At 58.0% G+C, this 24,008-nt stretch carries 18 protein-coding genes; 13 read left to right on the forward strand and 5 right to left on the reverse strand.

The features are described 5' to 3' along the window. Complete coding sequence (locus tag HK23_RS00785; RefSeq protein WP_086652501.1) at positions 1-711, forward strand: GntR family transcriptional regulator; 711 nt, start codon at positions 1-3, stop codon at positions 709-711. Positions 712-787: 76 nt separating this feature from the next. Here HK23_RS00785 and HK23_RS00790 read toward each other — a convergent pair whose 3' ends face one another. Then, the gene (locus HK23_RS00790; protein WP_086652502.1) at positions 788-3,235 is read right to left on the reverse strand and encodes a membrane-bound PQQ-dependent dehydrogenase, glucose/quinate/shikimate family; all 2,448 of its coding nucleotides are present in this window, start codon (positions 3,233-3,235) and stop codon (positions 788-790) included. Between the two features lie 296 nt (positions 3,236-3,531). Here HK23_RS00790 and HK23_RS00795 point away from each other — a divergent pair, with 296 nt between their 5' ends. The 7 genes from HK23_RS00795 (at position 3,532) to HK23_RS00825 (ending at position 14,491) form a co-directional block, all read left to right on the forward strand. Then, complete coding sequence (locus HK23_RS00795; RefSeq protein ID WP_086652503.1) at positions 3,532-4,470, forward strand: transporter; 939 nt, start codon at positions 3,532-3,534, stop codon at positions 4,468-4,470. A 546-nt stretch (positions 4,471-5,016) separates the two neighbouring features. Further along, complete coding sequence (locus HK23_RS00800) at positions 5,017-7,119, forward strand: M13 family metallopeptidase (RefSeq protein ID WP_086652504.1); 2,103 nt, start codon at positions 5,017-5,019, stop codon at positions 7,117-7,119. Positions 7,120-7,342: 223 nt separating this feature from the next. Continuing rightward, complete coding sequence (locus HK23_RS00805) at positions 7,343-8,191, forward strand: gluconate 2-dehydrogenase subunit 3 family protein (RefSeq protein WP_179193751.1); 849 nt, start codon at positions 7,343-7,345, stop codon at positions 8,189-8,191. Further along, complete coding sequence (locus HK23_RS00810; RefSeq protein WP_086652505.1) at positions 8,184-9,965, forward strand: GMC family oxidoreductase; 1,782 nt, start codon at positions 8,184-8,186, stop codon at positions 9,963-9,965. The genes HK23_RS00805 and HK23_RS00810 overlap by 8 nt, the downstream gene beginning before the upstream one ends. After that, positions 9,962-11,434 carry a c-type cytochrome gene (locus HK23_RS00815; RefSeq protein ID WP_086652506.1) on the forward strand — a complete coding sequence of 491 codons (1,473 nt, stop codon included), beginning with the start codon at positions 9,962-9,964 and terminating at the stop codon, positions 11,432-11,434. Before HK23_RS00810 ends, HK23_RS00815 begins: the two co-directional genes overlap by 4 nt. A gap of 97 nt (positions 11,435-11,531) precedes the next feature. After that, positions 11,532-12,686, forward strand: a complete 1,155-nt coding sequence (locus HK23_RS00820; RefSeq protein ID WP_063907847.1) for an energy transducer TonB — start codon at positions 11,532-11,534, stop codon at positions 12,684-12,686. Between the two features lie 359 nt (positions 12,687-13,045). Beyond that, positions 13,046-14,491, forward strand: a complete 1,446-nt coding sequence (locus HK23_RS00825; RefSeq protein ID WP_086652507.1) for a toll/interleukin-1 receptor domain-containing protein — start codon at positions 13,046-13,048, stop codon at positions 14,489-14,491. A gap of 253 nt (positions 14,492-14,744) precedes the next feature. Here the strand turns inward: HK23_RS00825 and HK23_RS00830 are convergent, their stop codons facing one another. From HK23_RS00830 to HK23_RS00840, 3 genes are all read right to left on the reverse strand, one after another. Further along, the gene (locus tag HK23_RS00830) at positions 14,745-15,017 is read right to left on the reverse strand and encodes a hypothetical protein (RefSeq protein WP_086652508.1); all 273 of its coding nucleotides are present in this window, start codon (positions 15,015-15,017) and stop codon (positions 14,745-14,747) included. Positions 15,018-15,130: 113 nt separating this feature from the next. Further along, positions 15,131-16,126 carry a hypothetical protein gene (locus HK23_RS00835; RefSeq protein WP_086652509.1) on the reverse strand — a complete coding sequence of 332 codons (996 nt, stop codon included), beginning with the start codon at positions 16,124-16,126 and terminating at the stop codon, positions 15,131-15,133. Between the two features lie 119 nt (positions 16,127-16,245). After that, positions 16,246-17,865: a UvrD-helicase domain-containing protein gene (locus HK23_RS00840; protein ID WP_086652510.1), complete on the reverse strand. Its 1,620-nt coding sequence runs from the start codon at positions 17,863-17,865 to the stop codon at positions 16,246-16,248. 73 nt (positions 17,866-17,938) lie between these two features. Here HK23_RS00840 and HK23_RS00845 point away from each other — a divergent pair, with 73 nt between their 5' ends. The 4 genes from HK23_RS00845 to HK23_RS00860 all read left to right on the forward strand — a co-directional run bounded on the left by HK23_RS00845 (position 17,939) and on the right by HK23_RS00860 (position 22,144). Continuing rightward, positions 17,939-19,399: an AMP nucleosidase gene (locus HK23_RS00845; RefSeq protein ID WP_231888411.1), complete on the forward strand. Its 1,461-nt coding sequence runs from the start codon at positions 17,939-17,941 to the stop codon at positions 19,397-19,399. A gap of 48 nt (positions 19,400-19,447) precedes the next feature. Beyond that, a complete protein-coding gene (locus tag HK23_RS00850) occupies positions 19,448-19,879 on the forward strand; it encodes an acyl-CoA thioesterase (protein WP_063907842.1) in 432 nt (143 codons plus the stop codon). Between the two features lie 164 nt (positions 19,880-20,043). Beyond that, positions 20,044-20,868 (forward strand): ferritin-like domain-containing protein, encoded by an 825-nt coding sequence (locus HK23_RS00855; protein ID WP_063907841.1) that lies wholly within the window; start codon positions 20,044-20,046, stop codon positions 20,866-20,868. 97 nt (positions 20,869-20,965) lie between these two features. Further along, on the forward strand, positions 20,966-22,144 hold the full coding sequence (locus HK23_RS00860; protein WP_086652511.1) for an acyltransferase family protein: 1,179 nt from the start codon (positions 20,966-20,968) through the stop codon (positions 22,142-22,144). Here the strand turns inward: HK23_RS00860 and HK23_RS00865 are convergent. Then, a complete protein-coding gene (locus HK23_RS00865; RefSeq protein WP_086652512.1) occupies positions 22,134-22,664 on the reverse strand; it encodes a GNAT family N-acetyltransferase in 531 nt (176 codons plus the stop codon). The two genes, HK23_RS00860 and HK23_RS00865, sit on opposite strands and share 11 nt — an antisense overlap. A gap of 289 nt (positions 22,665-22,953) precedes the next feature. Here HK23_RS00865 and HK23_RS00870 point away from each other — a divergent pair, with 289 nt between their 5' ends. Further along, a complete protein-coding gene (locus tag HK23_RS00870; protein WP_063908327.1) occupies positions 22,954-23,979 on the forward strand; it encodes an SDR family oxidoreductase in 1,026 nt (341 codons plus the stop codon). The last annotated feature ends 29 nt before the right edge of the window (positions 23,980-24,008 follow it).

The raw sequence follows: 24,008 nt of genomic DNA on the forward strand, positions 1-24,008 counted from the left end.
ATGACTGACAGTCGCCCCTCCCTGACTGGTGAAGAGCTGTATACCGCCCTGCGCCGCGATATGATTGACAGCCGCGTGCAGGGCGGCACCGTCCTGCAGGAAGAAGAAATTGGCCGCCGCTATGGCGTAAGCCGCACCCCCGTGCGGGAAGCCCTGCAACGCCTGCATCAGGATAAGCTGATTGGCCGGAAGGGGCGGTTCTATGTTGTCGCCTCCCCGTCTCATGACAGCATCCGGCAGATTTACGAGTTTCGTGAAGCGATTGAGACCGCCTCCGTCGCCCTCTGCTGTGAACGTGCGGATGAAGCCCTGATTGAAACCATTCAGGCCTGCCTGAATGAACAGGCTGAAGCCGGACGCGCCAAACAGTTTTATGAGTTTGAGCGGCTGGACACGCAGTTCCATGTCCTGATTGCGCAAGGCGCGCAAAACGAGCTTCTCCGCCGCCAGCTTGAAATCAGTTACGACCAGATCTGGTTTTCCCGCGTGGGTAATCTGGTATCCCTGCCCGACTATTCGGTAGAGGAAACCCTTGCCGGCCACCAGCGCATTCTGGACGCCATTCGCCGCAGAGACGCAGGCGTCGCGCGTGCGGAAATGTATACCCATCTGCGCAGCGCCATTCTGCTGAGTGCCCGGTCCCGCCCGCAAACCCGCACCTCCGGCACAACGCGCACACCCCGTAAAAAAAAGCCGGCCCCAACCTCGTAAAAGGTCGGAACCGGCTTTTTCAAACCGCCGGGGGAGACTGGCAGCCCCTTATTAAGAGGCCGCCAGACCCACCGCGTTATTTTGCGGCAGCGTCATCCAGCGCATACGCGCGGATGTAGTCGCCAGAGCGGGTGCCAAGGCCACCGTGGCCGCCAGCAGCAATCAGCACATACTGTTTGCCGTTGACGGAGTAGGACATCGGCGTTGCCTGACCACCAGCGGGCAGACGGTCACGCCAGATCACCTTACCCGTGGCAAGGTCAATCCCGCGCAGATAGTCATCCGCAGTTGCGCCCATAAAGACCATACCGCCCTTGGTCACAACGCTCCCGCCAATATTATACATGCCCGTGGGCAGCGGCAGGTTGTTGTGGGTGCGGAAAGGCCCGGTGTCACGCGTGGTGCCAATCGGGTGCTGCCAGATGATCTTTTTAGACACCAGGTCAATCGCCGTCATGGTGCCCCAGACAGGTCCCTTACAGGGGATCTGCAGCGGGTTCAGCCACGGGTTGGTGTAGGCCACATACGGGGTGCCGTAATCGGGCGAGATCGCCAGAGCGTTCCCCTTGGGTGTGGGTTCATTGCCTTCACCATTCCATTTGGGCAGAGCGCCGCTCTGTTCCAGTCCGGTGCGGTGGTCCAGCTTGATGCGGAACGGCAGGTAGCTGGCGTTGGCAAGCAGAACCTTACGAACCGGGTCAACCGTTGCACCCTGCCAGTCCACTACGCCGTAGAAGGCCGGATAAACAATGGTGGTCTTGCCGACGTGCGGGGGCGTAAACTGCCCTTCATACGCGGAAGATTTGTACTGGATACGGCAGATGAGCTGATCCAGAAGCGTTGCCCCCCACATGTCCGTTTCTTTCAGATTCGGCGGGGTGAGAGAGGGCATGGCAACCGGGTACGGCTGGGTGGGTGACACATGGTCATCCGGTGCAATACCAGCGGTCGGAACCGGTTTTTCTTCAACCGGGTAGCCCGGAACAGGCTGGCCGGTGCGGCGGTCGAGCACGAAGAATTCGCCACGCTTGGTGCTCTGCACCAGTGCGGGAATGTTTTCGCCATTCGGGCCGGGCAGATCAACCAGAGACGGACCAGCCGGGATGTCCATGTCCCACAGATCGTGATGCACGGTCTGGAAGGTCCATTTACGTTCGCCGGTTTCAATGTCCAGAGCAATGGTCGCGCTGGAGGTTGCTTCGTCAAACGGACGACGTGAGCCACCCCAGTTATCCGGCGGGGAGTTACCCGTCGGGATGTAGAGCAGGCCGAGTTCCGGATCCGCCGTATACACGCCCCATGCGTTCGGGGTGTCGCGCGTCAGCTCGTCATTCGGGCCGGGCTTCCAGTTTTCCGGCGTGTGGCCAGCATCCCAGGCCCATGCCAGCTCACCCGTCATCGGGTCAAACGCACGGACAGCGCCAGAGGGTTCAAAGTTGGCCTGGTTATCCATCACCCAGCCACCCAGCACCACGCGGTCTTTCACAACCAGCGGGGGAGAAGTGACGAAGTGGAAGCCAAGCGGCACATTGCCCAGATAGGTGCGCAGGGAAATGGACCCGTGATCACCAAAGTCATCACACGGCTTGCCGGTTTCTGCGTTCACAGCCACCAGACGCACGTCTGCCGTAGGGGAGAAAATCCGCTTGGGGCAGGAAGTCTGAGCGCCTTCGGGCGCCTGATAATAGGACACGCCACGGCAGGCCAGATACACGTTGGCCGCAACATCCTTTTTGTCGGGATGCGGGTCATACGTCCATTTGATCTTACCGGTTGCGGCGTCCATGGCCACAATCCAGCTGTGAGGCGTACACATATAAAGTGTATCGTCCACCTTGATGGGGGTGACCTCAAGGTTGAACTCATGACCCTGATCCGGGCCAGCCACTGCGGCTTCACCCGCGCGGGCGGTGTCACCCGTCTGCGTCTGCCAGGCCAGCTTCAGGTGGGACACGTTCTGCGGGGTAATCTGCCCCAGCGGAGAATAGCGGTCCCCATGTGCCGTGCGGCCGTAATAATGCCAGTCTGCGTTGGCAATATTATTATCGGTCTCAGCAGCCGGGTCACTCGCCGCCATCCGTTCGGGCGAAAGGGTGCCGTTGATGGAATAGGACGTAAAGCAGCTTGCCAGCAGCACCACACCGGTAACGGCAACGCCGCCCAGCAGAGCGGCTTTATCCGCCATCCAGCCGCGGCCCGTGGCCCACACAGCCGGAACCAGCAGCCACACGCCAAACACCAGGAAAGTGACAAGACGGACTTCAAGCCCCCAGATGTCCAGACCGGTTTCGGCCAGCGCCCAGACCAGTGTCACCAGCATAAGGGCGGCATACACAAGCGGGGCCACCTTTGGCCGCACAAGGCCAAGAACGCCCGTTACAATCAGGACAAGACCGGCAAACAGGTAGAACAGCGAACCACCAAGGAACGCCAGCTGCCCACCAGCGATGACGAGGTATAGCCCCACCAACGCCAGCGCTACACCGGTTATAAGCCCTAATGACCTCGTTAAGGTCGGCTTCATTTTAACCTCACAATTTTTTATGAATTAACGACAGAATTTTACCAAAATCTTTATGATACCCTGTTCCTTTTCCTTCTCTATCAGCGTCTCACTGTCCCTTGCTACTGATCATTCATTCAGACAAGCTTTAAATAACATTTGTGTGATTTATAAAATGATCACCTGTTCGTGATACGCTGTCCTTCCTAAACATCTTCATTAGTGGATGTGACGTTCCACTACGCTGGCCAGAAGCGCAGGCCGCGCTGTGTATGATGTGTTTGAAACCGTTGCCAATAAAAAAGTATCTGTCTGTTATGCCCCGCTCCGTATTTTTCGCCCACTTCATTCCTCTTTCCCCGCGCAAAATCCTGTGCTCCGCGGATATTTTTTCTATTCGTAACGCCGCATTTTTTACGGTTCTGGCTGGCCTGACGGGCGTCTCCAGCGCAGAGGCCGCAGATATTCCGCTGGCTATTATCGGGCCGCATGAATACGATCTTCCCGTCGATTTCAAGCCTTTTAATGTTCTGGTCCAGTATGGGGACGGCAATGCTGCCGGTTCCACCTACAACAGTTTAGGCGCGCGCAAGGCGCAGGGCGGCAGCCATACCTGGGCTGGTATGACAAAATACGTGCATTTCAGGAGTTTTGACGCAATTCCCCATGTCGGTTTTGCGTTTGAGGTCATCCAGACCGAATCCTACACGCTGGCCAACGGCACCAATTATGGCGGTCTGGGCGGCACCATCAGCGGCCCGGCCGTGTGGTTTAAGCCCAATAAACACAGTACCTTCGGGATTCAGACCTTTTTACAAACCCCCAGCGGCACGCGGGATTCACTGGCCACGCATTACTGGTCCAACCTCTCCAGCTTCATTTTTGACTATGAATGGAAACATTTCAGCTTTGATGGCGATCTGGGGGCCATCGTCAACATGACAAAACATGTTGATGGACAACATAGTTACACACCCGGCACAACATTCCACAGCAATCTGCGCTTCAGCTGGAAAGCCCACCGCGTGGTTGAGCCCTTTCTGGCGTTTGACTGGCAGAATACCGCCGGCACGCGGGACCGCACCGTGCAGAACTGGATTGATAATTCCAGCAGCCGGGAGGTCGCCATGGGGGTAGGTGCGATGTTCACGCTGACCAAAAATATCAGCCTGACAACCCGTTATTCCCACAGCGTGGAAGGCCGAAACACACCGGAAACCAACGCCTACTACATGAAATTTGTTTATCTCTGGTGAAAATCCGAGTGATTCACTTGGAGTTCCCGCAGGAAGACCCACAGCAAGACGCTGTTTTCAAACAAAATTCACGCACAGCGCTTTTCCACCCTAAGAAAAAGTTCAACATTGTTGAATTTGAAATCCTGAATGCGTCTGTTTATTTTTCATGAAACAGGACGCCCTCAAGGATCAGACTCCGCGCTCTCCTGCGCTGCGCCTTGCTTCATACCGGGTTCCGCGTCCACGTTCCTTACGTCCATCGGACGTGAGTGAACGCCCCCCTCCCCTTCCTTGCTTGGGTCCTCCCACAGCCACGCCAGCTCCTGCCCGATCCTGAACACGGCATGGCGACCGGCCCGTCGTCCTCCGTCCGTCGCCCATCGCCTTCAGGGCACCTCCGCGCCTGCTCTCCGGGCCAGCTCAGACCTCAGAAAGTCAATGACTTCTACAGGGTAGGCATTTCCGGCACGGCATGCTTTTATCCTCACACCGGAACAGTTTGTTCCACAAAACGCGGGGGAGGCGCTTCGGCTCCCGCCCCCGACCAGAATATAGGAAGACTTCATGACTGTTCGCCGTCATGCCAAATTGTCACGTCGTGTGGCTCTGCTTCTGTCTGCCGGCCTCGGCCTGAGCAGCGTTGCAGGCGTTGCCCGTGCAGATACCACCCCGCAGGCCGCAGCCCCCACGGCTGTGCCCCAGGCCTCCTTTGGCACATGGGGTGTGGATCTTGCCGGGCGTGACACCGCAGAAAAGCCGGGCAACAACTTCTTCAAATACGCCAACGGCACCTATCTGGACCACCTGACCATTCCGTCAGACATGACCAGCTATGGCCCGTTCAACGCGCTGGCTGAACTCTCCCGCACGCGGGTGCAGAGCATCCTGAACGACCTCTCCGCTCACCCGGTCAAGCACCCCAAGAGCGTTGAGGAAAAGCTGGGCACCTTCTACGCTTCCTTCATGGATGAAAAATCCATTGAGAAGCAGGGCACCAAGCCCATGAAGGGTGATCTGGACAGCATCCTGAAGATGCGGGACGCCAAGGCGTTCGCAACGCTCTCTGGCGCAGCGTCCACCAACTTCATGACGTCCCCGTTCTCTCTGGGCATCAACCCGGACGCCAAGGACCCGACCCGCTACGCGCTGGACGTGGATCAGGCTGGCCTCGGCCTGCCGGACCGTGATTATTATCTGAAGCCGGAATTCGCTGCCAAGCGCGCCGCCTATCAGACCTACATCACGCAGGCGCTCACGCTGATCAAATGGCCGGAACCGGCAAACGCCGCCGCCGCCATTGTGGCGTTTGAAACCAAGCTGGCCGAAGTCCACTGGGCCCGCACAGACCTGCGCGACCCGCAGAAAACCTACAACCCGATGACGGTGGCCGCGCTGGCCAAAGCCGCTCCGGGCTTTGACTGGGTTGCCTGGCTGACCGCCGCCGGCCTGCCGACAGAAGGGCTTGAAAACCGTACCGTGATTGTGGGCGAACCCACCGCCATTACGGGTGAAGCCGCCATTCTGGCGACGGCAGATATCGGTCTGCTTCAGGCATGGCAGGCGTTCCATACGGTAGAAAACGCCTCCACCTACCTGCCGGATGCCTTCGTGCAGGCACGCTTTACGTTCAATAAAGCTCTGTCCGGCCAGCCGGCTCTGCCCGTGCGCTGGAAACGTGGCGTGCAGGCCACCAGTGCCGCCATGGGCATGGCTCTGGGCAAGGTCTATGTGGAGCGCTACTTCCCCGCAGGAAACCGCACCGCCATGCAGAAGCTGACGGGGGACCTGAAGGACGCCTTCCGCATCCGCCTCCAGCACAACACATGGATGAGCAAGGAAACGCGGGAAGCCGCTCTGCGCAAGCTAGAAAACTTTGAAGTTCAGGTCGGCTATCCGAACGAATGGCGCGACTATTCCAGCCTGAACGTCACCAAGGGTGACGTGTACGGCAACGCCAAAAACGGCATTGCGTTTGAGTGGGATTACTGGCTGGCCCGTCTGGACAAGCCGGTGGACCGGAACGAATGGGACATGACGCCCCAGACGGTGAACGCCTACAACAACCCGCTGTTTGATCAGGTTGTGTTCCCCGCCGCCATCCTCCAGCCGCCGTTCTTCAACCCGCAGGCCGACGCCGCCGTCAACTACGGGGCCATTGGCGGGGTGATTGGTCATGAAATGACCCACTCCTTCGATGATGAAGGCCGTCAGTTTGACGAACATGGCCGCCTGCGTGACTGGTGGACCAAGGCCGACGCCGCCCGCTTCCAGAAGCTGGCTGATCGCCTTGGCGCACAGTACGATGCGTTTGAAGTGCTGCCGGGCGTGCACGTTAACGGCAAGCTGACAATGGGTGAAAACATTGCTGACCTTGGCGGCCTGACTCTGGCTCTGGATGCGTATCACGCGTCTCTGGGCGGTCAGCCTGCTCCGGTTATTGATGGCCTGACGGGTGACCAGCGCGTGTTCCTCGGCTGGGCACAGGTCTGGCGTGAGAAGCTGCGGGATGACACGGTTAAGAATCTGATCGTGACCGACCCGCACTCCCCGCCGCAGGCCCGTGTGAACATCCCGATGCACAACATCGATGCCTGGTATAAGGCATGGGATGTCAAACCGGGTGATGCTCTGTATCTGACACCGAAGCAGCGCGTGAAAATCTGGTAATAAACCAGCTTTTAAGCACGGGTAGAAAGGGGGCGGCACCTTACGGGGAGCCGCCCTTTTTTTGGCCCCTCGGCCGCCGGGGGCACCCGCCAGCCCGCGCCGCAACCTTGTTTCCGCGCCCCCGGTCCGCTAACCAAGAGAAAGAACGGTCGCGCAACAGAGCTGCTGGAGCGGGGCCGGGGACCGACTGAGGTCATCCCCCGTCCACGGAAAAGAGCCGCCGATGCCTGATACACCGCACCGCCCTCATCCCGCTGCGCCGCTCACCGAGCAGCCGCACAGCCTCGCCGCTCCGCTCACGCCTGCTGCCCCTCACCCTGCTGAAGCAGGCCACGCTCCCGCCGCGACACACACCGCCACCCGCCGCCATGTCGTGCAGGGTCTGGGCACCGGGGCCGCTGCGCTGGCACTGGGCAGCGTCGCCACAGCACCCGCCGCGCAGGCGGCAACAAACCCGCCCGCTCATCCAGCCTCCCCCACCCAGACCGACACCCCCCGCTTTTTCAGCCCGGCAGAATTCGCCCTGCTGAGCGCGGCCTGTGAGCGGATTTTCCCCGCAGATGCGCAGGGGCCGGGGGCCATCGCCCTTGGCGTGCCGCATTTTATCGACGGGCAGATGGACACCCCATGGGGCCGTGGCGAGCTGTGGTACATGCAAGGTCCGCACCGCCCGGATGCCCCGGCCAATCTGGGTTATCAGCTCCCCTACAGCCCGCAGCAGATTTATAAAGTGGGACTGGCAGGCGTGATCGCATGGGTACAGCAGACCCATCAGGCCGCGTTTGAAACCCTCGCGCCAGAGGTGCAGGACAGTATTCTGACCGCGCTGGAACAGAACGCCACGCAGTTTGACGCCCTGCCCGCAGCGACCTTTTTTGAACAGCTCCGGTCCGACACGATCGAGGGCGCATTTGCCGACCCTCTCCACGGCGGCAACCGCCACATGGCGGGCTGGCTAATGATGGGCTTCCCCGGTGCGCGGGGCGACTACATGGACTGGGTGGACCGGTATGACACGCCCTATCCCTACGGCCCTGTTTCCATTGCCGGGGAGACTGCGGACCATGGCTGAAAAAACTCTTCCCCCTGTTGATGTGGTGGTCGTTGGCAGCGGCTGGGCTGGCAGCATCATGGCCAAGGAGATGTGCGAGGCTGGCCTTTCCGTCGTCATGCTGGAACGCGGCAAGCGTCGTTCCACTGCGCGGGATGGAGCCTATCCGTCCTCACTGGATGAGCTGGAAGGCGCGGTCCGTTACAAGCTGTTCCAGAACCCGGCGCAGACCACAGTGACAGTGCGCAACCGGTCGGATCAGGAAGCTGTGCCTTATCGGCGGCTGGCGGCGTTCCTGCCAGGTGCGGGCGTGGGTGGTGCGGGCCTGCACTGGACGGGTGTGCATTTCCGCGCGCCGCCGCAGGACCTCCGCCTGCGTAGCCATATTATTGAACGCTATGGCCGCAAATTTATCCCCGAAGGTATGAACCTTCAGGATTACGGCGTGACCTATACGGAGCTGGAGCCGTTTTTTGACAAAGCGGAAAAGGTCTTTGGCACATCGGGTGAAGCCTATACGGTGAATGGCAAACCCACGGGCAAGGGCAACGTCTTTGCCCCCGACCGCTCAGATGATTTTCCGCTTCCGCCGCTGAAAGACGTTTATACCGCGCACCTGTTCCGCCATGCCGCGACGGAGGCCGGGTATCACCCTTACGCCATGCCTGCCGCCAATGCGTCCCAGCCTTATACAAACCCGTATGGCGCGCAGATGGGGCCGTGCAACTTTTGCGGCTATTGCAGCGATTATGCCTGTTACATGTATGCCAAGGCCTCGCCGAACGTGAACATCATGCCCGCCCTGCGGCGGCATGAGACCTTCACGCTCCGCAGCAACGCGCATGTGCTGAAGGTGCTGCTGGACAGCACGGGCAAGAAAGCCACTGGTGTTGTCTATCAGGATGCCGAGGGCAACCACATCACCCAGCCCGCCGGTCTGGTTATTCTGGCGGCCTTCCAGTTCCATAACGTCCACCTCATGCTGCTCTCCGGTATTGGCAAAGCGTATGATCCTGCCAGCAACACGGGCACGGTGGGGCGCAACTTTACCTATCAGAACATTACCAACAGCACGGTCTGGATGCCGCCCACCCGCAACACGGACCAGTTTATCGGCTCTGCTGGTGGTGTTGCGATAGATGATTTCAACAGCGACAATTTTGACCACGGGCCGCTCGGCTTTATTGGTGGTTCGCCCTTGTGGGTTAATCAGGCAGGCGTCAAACCCATTGCCGGGGCCAAGGCCGCCACACCGGGCGCACCGCGCTGGGGCAGTGCGTGGAAAAAGGCGGCGATTGACACCTATCGCCACTCCTTCACCATCAACGCGCAAGGCTCCAACATGGCCTACCGCGATGTGTATCTGGACCTCGACCCCACATGGCGCACCAGCTACGGCCAGCCCATGCTGCGCATGACGTTTGACTGGAAAGATAACGACATCCGCATGAACCGCTACGTCATCAGCCAGCTGGCCAACGTGGTCAAAGCCCTTGGCGCGCAGGATGCCCATTACGGCATGCGGGAGCCGGGCAAACCGTTTGACGTGCGGGACTATCAGACAACCCATCTGTGCGGCGGTGCCGTGATGGGGGATGACCCGAAAACCTCCGCCCTCAACCGCTATTTGCAAAGCTGGGACGTGCCTAACGTGTTTGTGGTGGGGGCCAACGCCTTCCCGCAGGGCATGGGCTACAACCCCACCGGGCTGGTGGCCGCACTCGCCTACTGGTCCGCCCACCATATCCGCACCCAATGGCTAAAGGGCAATGGCGGCCCACTGGTGGCGCTATGACCCGGAAAAACCAGCGAAAAAAACAAGGCTTTTCCGCAGCGTTTTTGTGCGGCTTCGCTCTGGTGCTCCCCCTCGCCGCTCCGGCTTTCGCTGCGGCAACCCCGGATGCTGCCTCGCAGGATCTGATTGCCAAAGGCCGCTACGTGGCCGCCGCAGCGGACTGCGCAGCCTGCCATACCGTGCCCGGCTCAGCCGCATTTGCCGGGGGCTATGCGTTCCAGTTGCCGATCGGCACGCTGTATTCCTCCAACATCACGCCGGACAAAACCAACGGCATTGGAAACTGGACGGAAGCACAGTTTGTCCGCGCTCTTCGGGAAGGTGTGCGCCCCGATGGCGCAGCGCTTTACCCGGCCATGCCCTTCCCCTCCTACGCCCGCATGACGGACGAGGATCTGCACGCGCTTTATGCCTACTTCATGCACGGCGTGCAGCCGGTGGCGCAGGCCGTGCGGCCCAATGGTATTCCCTGGCCGCTCTCCATGCGCTTTCCGCTCACTCTGTGGCGGTGGATGTTTGCGCCCTCACCGGAAGCTGCCCGGAAATCAGCCGAGCGCAGCTTCCCCACCCCGGAACTGGCACGGGGCGCATATCTGGTGGAAGGCCCCGGCCATTGCGGCGCGTGCCACACCAAACGCGGCCTTGCCATGCAGGAAACCGCGCTGACGGCGCAGGATGGCCCGCACTATCTGGCAGGCGGTGCGGCAGTAGATGGCTGGACGCCGCCTTCTCTGCGGGGTGAGCCTCGCACGGGGCTGGGTGCGTGGAGTGTGGCGGATCTGACCACCTTCCTGCGCACGGGCCGGAACATGCGGAGCAGCGCCTTTGGCAACATGGACACGGCGGTGCATCACGGCACGCAATATCTGACGGATGATGATCTGACAGCCATGGCCCGCTACCTGAAGGCCCTGCCCGCTGCCAACAGCACAGAGCAGAGCTGGCAGAAAGACCCCGCCGCCACACGCGCCCTCCGCGCCGGTGGCACGCTGACAGCAGGGCAGCGGCTCTATCTGGACAACTGCGCAGCCTGCCACCGCAGCACCGGCGCAGGCTACGCCCCGGCCTTTCCCCCGCTGGCGGGCAACCCGGTGGTGATGAATGCGGCCCCTGATTCCCTCATCCATATTGTTCTGACAGGGGCCACCCTGCATGGCATGCAGAACGCGCCGTCCTCCTTCACCATGCCGGGCTTTGGCAAACGGCTGAGTGATGCGCAGGTGGCGGCCGTGGTCACCTTTATCCGCCACGCGTGGGGGAATGATGCCTCTGCGGTGAGTGATGTGGACGTGGCCCATCTGCGCAAACGGCTGACCCCCTCCACCATGCAGAGCGCCCCGCCCACCCCGGTAGACCCGGCCCCGGCTCAGCCCGGCGCGGCCCCCAAAGCCCCGGAGCAGGATGTCACGCAGGACACATCAGAAGACGCATTACACAGCGCCGCACAGCCTGCTATGAAGGCACATTAGGATTCAGGGTGGCAACAATGCAGAAGCAGTGGCAAAATAGCCGCTTCAACCGGTCTGCCCCTGGCGCGGTTTTTGCGGAGGAGAGATCCGGCATTTCATGACGGCGAAGCTCAGCCCTTCTTCGCGCAGGCGGGACGGGCAGGAACCGCGACTGGTTCCCCCTTCCGCACCCGGCACCGCACGCGCTGCCACACCGCCACCTGCCCCGCAGGATGGTGAACGGGACCGGCTGACCGCCTCCCCCACGCCCGTCGCCCGCCCGACCACCGGCTATCGCCGCGTAAAGGGCACCTCCACGCCAATTATCCGCAGAGAAGTCTACGCTGAGCCGACCATCGGCCCGGTGCTGACAGCCTCTGCCCTTGCGCACTTCCTGCTGCTGGGTGCCCTGCTGTGGCAGGCCGCGCACCATCAGCCGCATGGCACGCCGGATGGCCAGCAGCCCTCCCCGGTGGAAATGGTCTTTGCGCAGCCGGAATCGACCAGCGGCATGGTCGGCCCGCATTCTGATGAGGCCGGTGGCGGCAACTCCGGCAAGGCCCCCAGCAAGGCCGGACAGGCTGAACCGACCCCGGCGGAAGGGCCGCCATCCCCCACCGTGCCATCGGAAGAAACACCGGCCACCCCGCCGCTGCCGGAAGCGGATGACGGGCTGAGCAAATCCGTGCCGCAGCCGCCCAAGCCGGTGAAAGCCGCGCACCCGCCCTCCGGCCACAAGCCGCAGGCTCATGCGGTGCCGCGCCCCACGCAGCATGCTCGGCCCTCACAAACGCCCAGCCGCCATGCGGCCTCCCCGTTTGATAACCCGATGGACCTCTCCTTCAATGAGGCCCCGGCCCCGCGCCGCTCCCGCCACGGCAGACCGGGCGGCTCTGGCGGCCCGATTGACCTTTCCGTTGGCCCTGTGGTGGAGAACGGCCAGATTAACGCGCACTATACCTCCCGCGCCTCTGTGCGCGGTGTGAGCGATGATTATGGTGAGCAGATTAACGAGTGGATTCAGCGCCACATGTACTACCCGGAAGAAGCCGCCCGAAACGGGGAAGAAGGCAGCTCCTCCGTGCATGTGGTTCTGGACCGCACGGGCCGCGTGAAATCCGTCTATCAGACAGGCTCAGCCGGCTCCTACTATCTGGACGCCGCGACCTCCGGCATGTTCCGCGGCTCCCAGCTCCCGCCCGTCCCCCCGGACATGAAGGGCAACCACTTTGATATTGATCTGACGATTAATTATATTTTGATTAGGCATTGAAGAGTAGACTAAGAAATCTGTTTTTCTGGCGATAACTTTTTCCAAAATAGATACGCTGATTTCTCGCCACCCTACTCTTATAAGCACGCCAGTCTAAATGGGAAACGAAAGGCTCAGTTTAAGGATTAATTGAATAACAGAGGATTTTTCTCTTAGATCGAAAAAAGTCTTCATCTATTATGTTAAACAGAAACGCGGAGACCATCATTCTCTGTGAACTCTTTACATGACGCTCTCATTTACTATCTCTTGTAGTCAAAGCGCGTCATAAGAATTGTCTAAGATTTTTCTGTTACCTTTGTTTGATGCATTATTATACTGATATTCAGAATGTATCATGTGTCATTTGTGAGGATTAAATGAACGAAAAAACTCCAAAAGTATTTATATCTTACACCTGGTCATCTCAAGAGCATAAAGAATGGGTAAAAAATCTAGCTGATGAACTTATAGAAAATGGAATCGATATTGTTCTTGATCAGTATGATCTCCATGAAGGTGATGATATGAATCATTTCATGGAAAAATCTATTGCGGATAAAACTATTGATCGTATTATTGTTATTTGTGATAAAAATTATGTTGAAAAGGCAAATCAGCGAAAAGGCGGTGCTGGTTTTGAGGCAGGTATTATTAGTCAGGAAGTGGCGTCTCAAATTGAATCTCCTTCTGGTGGTAAAAAGATATGTGGCGTTGTAGTCGATGTGGATAATGATGGAAATTACTGTCTTCCAACTTATCTAAAAGCTCATCTTGCCATCAATATGATTGGAGAAGGACGCTATACTAATTCTGAACAATTAGTTAGGTGGGTATACAACAAGCCCGCTTTAAAGAAGCCAGAATTGGGTAGCCGCCCTTCCTTCCTTGACAATGAGAAGGGAGGAGTGAGCCTACATACTCGTGGGTTATCTATTAATGCACGCATTGCTTTTGAGCACGGAAAACCTAATGCGTTTTCTGCACTCAATAGCTATCTGGATAAATTAGAAGAAGGATTAGCGCAGTTTGAGAGCCTTGAAGAGGATCCTCAAGAATTAAAGAATGATATTCTTGAAAAATTCAATGAATTTATTCCATATAAAGATGAATTTTTGAATGTCATAAAATATATATGTTTGAGTGAAACAGTATCAACTCGGTCTTACGATCGGATCCGAAGTTTTTTCCAAAATATATATTCGTGGAAGACTCGATCACCAAGCAATAATAGACGTTGGTATAGATTCCATTTTGCCAATTTTGATCTATATTGTTATGAATTATTTTTGTCAACAATTGCATTTTGTGTAAAATATGAAGCTTTTGATTTTTTAAAAGCACTTTTGAAACAGGATTACATATTAGAACAACGAAATGCATATAGAGGCGAGCGATTATATTCTTTTGCATGGTTTTGTCCAGAAAATGAAAATATCTCTGCCATCTGTGGCTCAAGTGAAAAAAAATATACAAGAATAGCAGATATGATATTACAAAGGGGTTCTTCAGTAAACTTAACATATCAAGATTTTCTTAGTGCAGATTTATTTTTATTAATTATAGCGCAAACAAAATTAATAGATTTATCTCCCAATGAAGCTATTCGGAGATTTCCATGGTATTGTATTATTATACCAGGAGAATATATTACATTACCTTCAGTTGATTTATTTACTCGTTGCCAATCACTGGAGTTTGTAGAGAGATTGGCTGCTAGCGGAGGAACAGACCCGCAAACAATGCGTCGAGCTGTAGAGCGGTATAGTGAAACGCAGAGGTCATTGAGCTTCTTAAAACCAGAAAAGTGGGGAACTTTATCATAATTCCGTAATATCTCTATTATGCATCTGGCCATGAAGGTCGGCTGTCACATAGGGTTTATAACGGCTCTATACTTTGAATCGGACGTATACTTCAGCCAACCGAACCCGTTAATCGAGGCCCCATCCATTTACGCTTCAAGCGTGCTCCTCTGCCTTGATTAATGTTCTCCACTAATCATCACAAAATAGTCCCATCACCACAAAAAAAGACGGCCCAAAAGGCCGCCTTTTCCAAACCATCTGGGCAGAACGGTCAGTAACCGTTCCCGCCTCCCATGCCGCCGTTCTGCATGGCCGGGCCGCCCATGCCGGGGCCGCCGCCCTGCATGTTGCCGGAGCTGTTGCCGTTGCGCCAGCCGCCGCCACCATTACCATTCTGCGAGCCGCCCATGTCATTCCCGCCGGAGCCCCCATGGTGCCCGCCTCGTCCACCGGGGCCACCCATGCCGCCGGGCGGCGGCGGTTCACACGCAGCCAGAGCGCAGGTTGCCAGCAGGGCTGTAACAGTCAGAACAGAACGTTTCATGAGGCGTCTCCTTTTGTTCATCACAAGCATGTCACCCTCCTCAACCCGGCAGAGCCGCACGGGTTCCACTTAATTTTGTGCAGACCGCAAAAAGGTACGGCAGTCCTGTTGCGTCATTTCACATCAATGCTGGCATTTCTGGACGCTTCAAAATGCAGGTTATGGCCAGCGCCTGTGCTGGTGCCATCACTTTTTCTAAAATACATTTTGGAATTAATGGCATCTATCAGCACAATATGATCAGCAAAAAAATCCAGTCCTAAAGACCCGTCATAGATTTTATCGGCAACCTTTATCGTACGGTTCTTTTCCGTATCGTCGCCTATGGTCAGGCTCTCAACTGTCGCAATGTTAGAAATATAGCCTTCATTCAGGTTAAATCTTACTGCGGTTTTTTCGTCTTTCTTCACCAGCGGGATGTGATACCCGGCAAGCCAGCCCACGGGCATTTCTGTCATATCCAGATCTGGATTGATGAAAAAATGCACTTTGCGGCCAGAGATTTTCACCGCCACTTCCAGCCTGTTTGCATTATTGTGGATGTTGACCACATGAAAATCACCACCCATGATTTCCGTTATTTCTTCTTTATTCTCGCAGCCATCTTTAACCTCAAAAAAAGTAATTTTCTTATTTTTTACGTCAAACAGAACAGAAAAATTATTGAGGAAAACATTCCCTATAATGCCAATAACCGGAAGCCCCTGCACGGACTGTCTGCTCTCCCCTTTCAGAAGCACCAGTTTGGCATCGGGCACATCAAAGCCACCAAAAGAGAATGTATTGACCCTGATAACATGCGCTTTTTCGCGCTTTCCAAATATATTGAGAACGTATTCCGTTCCCCAGGCACTCTCATCAATCAACTTATCAAAATTCACGGACGCAGAGTTTTTTACGTAAATACTTTCATAATCATAACTTAAAAACAGCGCGGCTGGCTGGTTATTGATTTTAACCGGCATCAGTGGCGTATCGCTCTGGCCGCCTAATAAATTCTCACTGATGGAGGCCACAATGCAGGACTGCCGGGCCTCAGCCTCAGGCGGCCAGCACAGGCAGACCAGACCTAAAACAGCACCAGAGACACCCGTCTTCCATTTCGCCATTGCACATCTCTTATGACGCTCCAGACTGAGCCTGAAGACGGCGCTAAACCGCCAGCAGAACCCAGTTTGTTAAAGATACGCAATGTTACCCCAAAGGCAACCCCTGCCCGTCGCGCGGGTCAGACGGTCTTCCAGAATTCAAACAACGCCTCGGGCAGAGAGAGCGTCAGCCGCGCACGGGTACAAGCCACGTAAAGCAGATTGATTTCCTGATCACAGTTGTCCAGATCGCGCTTCAGCCGGGCTTTCAGGCGCGGGGAGAGCGGGCCGTGCTCCTGCTCCGTTTTTCTGGCACGGTCCTGAAACTGCGTGCGCCGCCGGCTCCATTCTTCAGGGGAGAGGAAGTCATCCAGCATAATGACCGCATCAAACTCCCGTCCCTTGGCCTTATGCGCGGTGGAACAGACCAGACTGACTTCATCCGGGTCGTCACGGTAAAGCGTCTGAATAGTCTTTATCTTTTTATCCAGCGTCTCTTTATGTTTATCCACAATACCAAACAATCTTTTGGCAACCGGGTCACCATCCCGGCCTTCGGCAGCATTTTCCAGCTCGCGCCATGTGCCGTATTCCAACGCCGCGCCCTCCGGTTTTAAAGAGGGTTCAAACTGGCGCTGATACAGGCTATAAGCGGCCAGAATTTCCTGCACCATGTCATTCACCCCGCCCAGCACATGGAAGGGCCGTGTGCTGTCCGCCAGCCCTTCAAACAGCCGCGCATTGGTGCGGGCCAGAACCAGCGTGTTGTGCTCCGGCTTAAGGCCCTTTTTATGCAGCATCACCCGGCTTTTCACCGCCGGGTTCCCGTGCAGGCTGTGCGCCGGTTTGCGGGAATGGTGGCCGAGAATGGCATTGGCCATCCGCGCCAATGGCTCGCCAAACCGCCAGCTGCGCGTCAGCGGCAGGCATGGGCCTTCCAGATCGCTAATGGCATCCACCGCACCGCGAAAGGCATAGATAGACTGGTTCGGGTCCCCCACCGCCACAATCGGCAGGCCGGATTTTTTAAGGATGGAAATCAGAACCGGGTTCAGGTCCTGCGCCTCATCCACCATAATATAGTCGTAGCCGGTAATTTTCTGCTCACGCTCAAACTTCTTTAAATAGAGATCATGCGTGATAGGAAAATCATGTTTCTCAAGCGCTGCCAGATATTTATAGGCCTGCGCCACAAACAGGCGGATCTCCCGGTTGCGCCCGCTGTCCGGCTCCGGGCAATGGGTGGCGGTAATTTTGGAGCCTTCGCTGATCAGAAAATTGCTCAGCGTTTTCAGCACCACATCCGCAGCCCCGCCGGATTTGGTGCCCAGCACCTTTTCCAGCCGCCAGATATCCCGCGCCAGATACCGCCCCTGCACCTTGCGGTTCAGTTGCCCGATATTCAGGCTGCGGTATGCGTAACTATTGGCAGTGCGCGCTTCAATCTGGTTGGAAAAGCGGGCGCGGGCCTCTTTGGCAATGGCGGTATTAAAGGCCAGATACAGCCCCCGGTGGCGCGTCCATGTCTTGCTGAACCACTCCAGCGTGGAGGTCTTGCCGCAGCCTGCCCCGGCAATCACGCGAAAGCTGGAGGTGGGGGGCGTGTCCAGAATGGCGGTCTGTTCCGGAGTGATGGCAATCATCGCGCTTTTCTGGCCCTCATCTGTCAGCGGTGGCGCGCGTATAGCGCACTTTTCCGTGCGCAGATATGCCGCGCGACGCAGAAAACCGTTCCCGGACCAGCCCTGCCCCGCTGGCACGGTTGCACATCCGCCCCGTTGTCGCGCTAAGGTAGCAGGATGAATTGAGCCACCCCGTCACCATAGGAGACCCATGACACAGCCTGATATGCTTGCCCTCCGTACCGCCGCCGGGACGGATTTTGAAGCCTTCACCACAGCAGATGCCGCCATAGACCGCCTGTGCGCCCTGTATGATGAAAGTGCAGCGCGGCTCCACGCCGCCTTCCGCGCCCGGCAGGGCTGCCCGCCGCAGGATGCCACCTACCCCTGTCTGGCGCTGGAGCTGCCCCCCGGCACCCCCATACAGGGCCGCCCGCCGTTTGACGTGATTCTCGACCCCGGCTTTTACAGCACCACCATCACCCGCCCGGCCTTGTTCCGGGATTATCTGCGGGAACAGATTGAGCCGCTGCTGCACCATTACGGCCAGCCGGTGCTGGTGGGCCGCTCCCACCACCCCATCCCGCTGCCGTATGTCATGGAAGATGCCGTTACCGGTCTGACGGAAGCCGACCTGCGCTTGTTGCAGGAGCAGTTCGCCCTGCCCAACCTGCATGCCACAGATGACAGCATCGCCAACTGCGAGCTGCTGCCCGACGCCACCACCCCGCGCCCGCTGGCGCTGTTTACGGCAGAGCGCACGGATTACTCCCTCGCCCGCCTGCACCACTATACAGGCACCACGCCCCGCTCCTTCCAGCGGTTTATCCTGCTCACCAATTATCAGCGTTATGTGGATACCTTCCGCGATTACGCCCGTGCGCAGGTGGACGCCGGGGGTGACTACAACGCGTTTATTGAACCCGGAGAGCAGATTTATACCGGGCCCGGCACCGCCCCTACGGACGCCCCCGCAGGCAGCCTGCCGCAGATGCCGGCCTACCATCTGTGCCGCCCGGACGGGGATGGCATTACGCTCATCAATATCGGCGTCGGCCCCGCCAACGCCAAAACCATGACGGACCATCTGGCCGTGCTGCGTCCGCATTGCTGGCTGATGGTCGGCCATTGCGCGGGCCTGCGTCGCTCTCAGGTGCTGGGGGATTACGTTCTGGCCCACGGCTATGTGCGGGATGACCACGTTCTGGACGCCGACCTGCCCACATGGGTGCCCGTTCCCCCCATTGCCGAGGTGCAGGTGGCCATGCAGGAAGCGACCTCACTCGTGACCGGCCTGCCCGAGTCCGCCATCAAGACGCGCCTGCGCACCGGCACGGTGATGACCACCGATAACCGGGACTGGGAGCTGCGTCTGGCGCATCTGTTCACCCAGATCAACATGAGCCGCGCCATTGCGGTGGATATGGAATCCGCCACGATTGCGGCCAATGGCTTCCGCTTCCGGGTGCCCTACGGCACGCTGCTCTGTGTGTCGGATAAACCACTTCACGGAGAACTGAAGCTGCGCGGCATGGCCAATGCGTTCTATCGTGAGCGCGTAAGCCAGCATCTGATGGTGGGGATCGAGACTATGCGTTTGCTCAGGCAGCAGGGCGTCACCCGGTTGCACTCCCGCAAACTGCGTGGGTTTGATGAGCCCCCCTTCCGGTAACCGCCTGCGTCATCCTCGCCTTTCTTTCTGATAAAGGGCTTTAACCTCATGCCTGCTGCTTCTGCCTCACAACTGCCGGAAGGTGTGCCCACCATCCGCGTTATCGCCATGCCGACCGACACCAACCCCGCAGGGGACGTGTTCGGCGGGTGGATCATCTCCCAGATGGATCTTGCCGCCGGCACCACCGCAGCCTTCCGGGCTAACGGCCGTGCCGCTACCGTCGCCATTAACGGCGTTGTCTTTCTGGAACCCGTGGTAGTGGGAGATGAGGTGAGCATTTACACCCAGATCACCCGTGAGGGCCGCACCTCCCTGACCATCCATGTGCAGACATGGCGGCGGGCCCGCCATACGCATCTGACCTCCAAGGTGACGGAAGGGGACTTCACCTTCGTGGCGCTGGATGAAAACCGCCGCCCCCGCCCGCTGCCCCCCGCAACGCCCGGCAACTCGCCCAACAGCGCCCCCACGGTCTGACGGCCTGCGGGCCGCCTCTCCCTGTCTTTTTTTTGTCATGGCATTCCGTCTCAGCGGGGAATGGTCTAGAGCAACAGTCTGGGCCATCTCGCGATGAAGCACACCGTGCAGACGGCCTGACGGCTACAGCTTACAAGAGCAGCAGGACGGGAGAGGCGGCGCACATGAAACATTGGCAGATTGACCAGCTACCCTGGGACAAATTTGATCCCTCCCGCGTGGACCCGCAGCTTGTGCCCGCCATCAAGGCCGCAGCCGTGGTGGAGCGCAACAGCGTGGATTACGCCATTTATCTGAACAACGTGTTTCATGATGACCCTGACTTTAAACAGGCGGCGGACCACTGGGCTGTGGAAGAAATCCAGCACGGCGATGCACTGGGCCGCTGGGCCATGCTGGCTGACCCGGAATGGGACTATCAGGCCGCCTTCCAGCGCTACCGGGACTTTTACCATATCCCACTGGAAGTTGAGGAATCCGTCCGTGGCTCCCGCACCGGGGAACTGATTGCCCGCTGCATGGTGGAAACCGGCACGTCCTCCTTCTACTCCGCACTGGCCGACGCAACGGATGAACCGGTGCTGAAAGCCCTGTGCAAGCAGATTGCTGCCGATGAGTTCCGGCACTTCAAACTGTTTTATGACCACATGCACCGCTACCTGAAGCGCGAGCGCATCAGCACGCTCCAGCGCGCCCGCATTGCACTGGGCCGGGTAACGGAAAGCGAGGATGATGAACTCGCCTCCGCTTACTACACCACCAACGAGCCGCCCTCCCTGCCCTACGACCACAACCGCTGCATTGCGGCCTACATGTCCCGCGCCATGAAGAACTATCAGCCGCGCCACCTGCGCCGCGTGACGAGCATGGTGTTCAAGACCATTGGCCTGACGCCGCACAGCAAAATTCAGGATCTGGCGTTCTTCATCACGGAAAAGCTGTTCTTCAGCCGCCAGCGCAAATTTGCCCGCATGGCCGGGGTCTCCTGACCCCACGCCTGCGGCGTTATTTCATTACAAAACCGTATTTTAAACACGAACCGCTGCAAGAACCGTCTGGATTGCCCTCCCGCCAGACAGGTTCCTCATGCCCCTCCAGCCGCCCGAACCGCCGCCGGTTACCCCCGACCACCGCAACCGACGGATTGATCTGCTCCGCGGCGTTGCCATTCTTCTGGTGCTGTTCCACCATTTTTGCATTGCCTATCCGCTGAACCATTCCGCACTCGCCGCGCTGCTCACGCCAGAGGGCGTGCGCGCTGTGGCACGAAACGGCAATTACGGCGTCACCCTGTTTTTTGTGATTTCCGGCTTCCTGATAACCAGCAATACGCTGGCCCGCTATGGCAGTCTGGCCGCCATCAGGGCCCGCACGTTCTACGCTTTTCGCATTGCCCGCATTGTACCGTGCCTGCTGTTGCTGCTGGCGCTGGTCAACGGACTTGCTCTGGCGGGCGTGCCCATTTTTGCCACGCACATTCCCGGCCTCTCCCCGCTTGCCGCCATGATGCGCGCCAATCTGGCCGCCCTCACCTTCAGCATGAATGTGTTTATTGCGCACTATGACTGGGCCAATTACGCGCTGGGCGTGCTGTGGTCCCTGTCTGTGGAGGAAGTGTTTTATCTCACCTTCCCGCTGGTCGCGCTCGTGCTGCGTCGCCAGCCGCTTATCATGCTGTTCTGGGCTCTGGTGGCGATAGTTGGTCCGTTTTACCGGATGGCGCATCAGAATGATGAATCCGGATTTCTTTTTGCCTATCTGGCGTCATTCGACGGCATTGCCATTGGCTGCATGGCCGCTGTTGTCGCTACACACTGGCGGCTGGACGGACTGGCAGCGCGGCTGCTTCAGCCTGTCGTGATTGCGGGCATGGTCGCGCTCTATCTGTGGAAGTCCATTGGCGCCACCAATATCTGGGGCGTTTCCGCCATGGCGCTCGGCACTGCGGTGTTGCTGATTGCGTCCGCGCATCATGCAGACGGCCCCCTCGCCACGCGCTCCCGCCTGCTGCGCGGCGTGGAGTGGACGGGCCGCCTGAGTTACGAACTCTACCTGTTCCACCTGATTATTCTGGGCCTGCTCCGCACCGTGCTGCCTCGCGGAACCCTGCCCGACACCGGGTTTGAAAGGCTGGCTCTCCTGCCCGTCTTCCTCATCGGCTCCGGCCTGCTGGCCAGTCTGATCAGCCGCTCGTTTTCTGAACCGCTCAACCGTGCGTTGAGGCTGCGTTTAGGCGGCGTGCAGAAGAAGGTTTTCAGGCCGTAACTTTCCGCTCAAACATCAGTGTTTCTTCATTCATATACTGCGTTGTTGCAAACAACGAAAATCCGTTCTTCTCTGCAATGCGGATTGATGGCTGGTTGGCTGGAGAAATAATGCACACAGAGCGTCTGTAAGGCGTCTGTGTGTCCAGCCACGCGCAGGCGGCTTTCACACCTTCTGTGGCAAAGCCTTTGCCGTGGCACCAGGAGGCCAGAACCCAGCCTGCTTCCGGGATGCCATCCATGGAGGGCGTCAGTCCGCGATGCGCCTCATTAAACCCAATGGTGCCCACAAAGCGGCCCGTCTGCTTCTCCCGCACCACCCAGAAGCCAAAGCCCATAATGCCCCATAGCCCTCTGTAATGCAGCAGCCTGCCCCATGTGGCATTAGCGGTTTCCGGTTTGCCTGATGTGTAGCGCGCCACAATCGGGTCCGCCCGCATGGCGGCGAACTCCTCAAAATCCTCCCGCCGCGGCACATGAAATACAAGACGATCCGTTTCCAGAGACGGCCCTTCGGACATGCCTAAACCCTTTTCCTTCAGCCTTCCCGCACAGCAGAGACAGGCGTTCTCTGCCCGGCTTTATTCGTTTTTATAATTTAACGAATAGTCCCCTTCCTGCAATCACCCTTTTGTGCAGCCTGTTTCTTTGCCGACAGCCATGCACCACCCGCAACCCCTGACCGGGAACCCCTCCGTGGCCGGAACGTCTGTTTCAGTGAACCCCAAAGCCGCTGGCCCGACAGATACTTTCAGGCCAGATCTACAGCCTGATGCGCTGTTCTGCGGCCTGATGCGAAAGGACCTCCGCATGACTGACGAAACACCGGCCCACAAACACAGCACCTATCGCCGCACCGTTCTGAAAATGGCCGGCGTGGCCGCAGCAGCTGGCACGCCCGTGTTCGTCAACCTTGCTGCGGCCCAGACTGTGAAAGAGAACGCCATGTCTTCCTCCCCGCTGAAAGACCCCCGCACCCTGTATCCGCACGCCCCGTTTAAAGCCCAGCCCCAGCCCTGGCCCGGCCTTGCCTCTAAAATGGACCCACGGCCCGACCACGGGGAGAAAAGCTATGTTGGCAGCGGCAAACTCAAGGGCCGCAAGGCGCTGATTACCGGCGGGGATTCCGGCCTTGGCCGTGCCACCGCCATTGCCTATGCGCGGGAAGGAGCGGATGTTGCCATTAACTATCTGCCGCAGGAAGAAGCTGACGCTGCCGAGGTGGGTGATCTGGTCCGCAAGGAAGGCCGCAAGTTTGTCGCCCTGCCGGGTGACCTGCGGGATGAAGCCTTCTGCAAACAGCTTGTTGAAAAAGCGTTTGCAGAACTTGATGGTCTGGATATCTTCGTCAACTGCGCAGGCCGCCAGCAAACGCATGATGACCTTCTGGATGTCACGACAGAAGCGTTCGACTGGACCATGAAGACCAACCTTTATGCGCTGTTCTGGCTGACCAAAGCGGCTATTCCGCACATGCAGCCCGGCTCCGCAATGATCTTCACCTCCTCCACCAACGCCTATGATCCCTCAACCAACATTCTGGACTACTCAATCACCAAGGCAGGCATTGCCAATTTTGCAAAAGGTCTGGCCAAGCAGCTTATCAGTAAGGGTATCCGCGTCAACGCCATTGCCCCCGGCCCGTTCTGGACGGCCCTGCAGGTCAGCGGTGGGCAGACGATGGATAATGTCGAAAAATTTGGGGAATCCGTACCCATCAAGCGCCCCGGCCAGCCTGTGGAACTGGCCCCGGCCTATGTGCTGCTGGCCTCAAATGATGCCAGCTATATGACAGGCCAGATCATCGGTGCCAATGGCGGCGTTGGCCTGCCATAAGCCATCCGCACAGAATTTGACGACGCCCG

The sequence above is a fragment of the Acetobacter malorum genome (assembly GCF_002153605.1).
GTDB classification, from domain to species: Bacteria; Pseudomonadota; Alphaproteobacteria; order Acetobacterales; family Acetobacteraceae; genus Acetobacter; species Acetobacter malorum_A.

Excerpts from the sequence above, each read along its gene's own strand:
- HK23_RS00785 (WP_086652501.1), top strand. The coding sequence starts at position 1 with ATGACTGACAGTCGCCCCTCCCTGACTGGTGAAGAGCTGTATACCGCC.
- HK23_RS00790 (WP_086652502.1), bottom strand. The coding sequence starts at position 3,235 with ATGAAGCCGACCTTAACGAGGTCATTAGGGCTTATAACCGGTGTAGCG.
- HK23_RS00795 (WP_086652503.1), top strand. The coding sequence starts at position 3,532 with ATGCCCCGCTCCGTATTTTTCGCCCACTTCATTCCTCTTTCCCCGCGC.
- HK23_RS00800 (WP_086652504.1), top strand. The coding sequence starts at position 5,017 with ATGACTGTTCGCCGTCATGCCAAATTGTCACGTCGTGTGGCTCTGCTT.
- HK23_RS00805 (WP_179193751.1), top strand. The coding sequence starts at position 7,343 with ATGCCTGATACACCGCACCGCCCTCATCCCGCTGCGCCGCTCACCGAG.
- HK23_RS00810 (WP_086652505.1), top strand. The coding sequence starts at position 8,184 with ATGGCTGAAAAAACTCTTCCCCCTGTTGATGTGGTGGTCGTTGGCAGC.
- HK23_RS00815 (WP_086652506.1), top strand. The coding sequence starts at position 9,962 with ATGACCCGGAAAAACCAGCGAAAAAAACAAGGCTTTTCCGCAGCGTTT.
- HK23_RS00820 (WP_063907847.1), top strand. The coding sequence starts at position 11,532 with ATGACGGCGAAGCTCAGCCCTTCTTCGCGCAGGCGGGACGGGCAGGAA.
- HK23_RS00825 (WP_086652507.1), top strand. The coding sequence starts at position 13,046 with ATGAACGAAAAAACTCCAAAAGTATTTATATCTTACACCTGGTCATCT.
- HK23_RS00830 (WP_086652508.1), bottom strand. The coding sequence starts at position 15,017 with ATGAAACGTTCTGTTCTGACTGTTACAGCCCTGCTGGCAACCTGCGCT.
- HK23_RS00835 (WP_086652509.1), bottom strand. The coding sequence starts at position 16,126 with ATGGCGAAATGGAAGACGGGTGTCTCTGGTGCTGTTTTAGGTCTGGTC.
- HK23_RS00845 (WP_231888411.1), top strand. The coding sequence starts at position 17,939 with ATGACACAGCCTGATATGCTTGCCCTCCGTACCGCCGCCGGGACGGAT.
- HK23_RS00850 (WP_063907842.1), top strand. The coding sequence starts at position 19,448 with ATGCCTGCTGCTTCTGCCTCACAACTGCCGGAAGGTGTGCCCACCATC.
- HK23_RS00855 (WP_063907841.1), top strand. The coding sequence starts at position 20,044 with ATGAAACATTGGCAGATTGACCAGCTACCCTGGGACAAATTTGATCCC.
- HK23_RS00860 (WP_086652511.1), top strand. The coding sequence starts at position 20,966 with ATGCCCCTCCAGCCGCCCGAACCGCCGCCGGTTACCCCCGACCACCGC.
- HK23_RS00865 (WP_086652512.1), bottom strand. The coding sequence starts at position 22,664 with ATGTCCGAAGGGCCGTCTCTGGAAACGGATCGTCTTGTATTTCATGTG.
- HK23_RS00870 (WP_063908327.1), top strand. The coding sequence starts at position 22,954 with ATGACTGACGAAACACCGGCCCACAAACACAGCACCTATCGCCGCACC.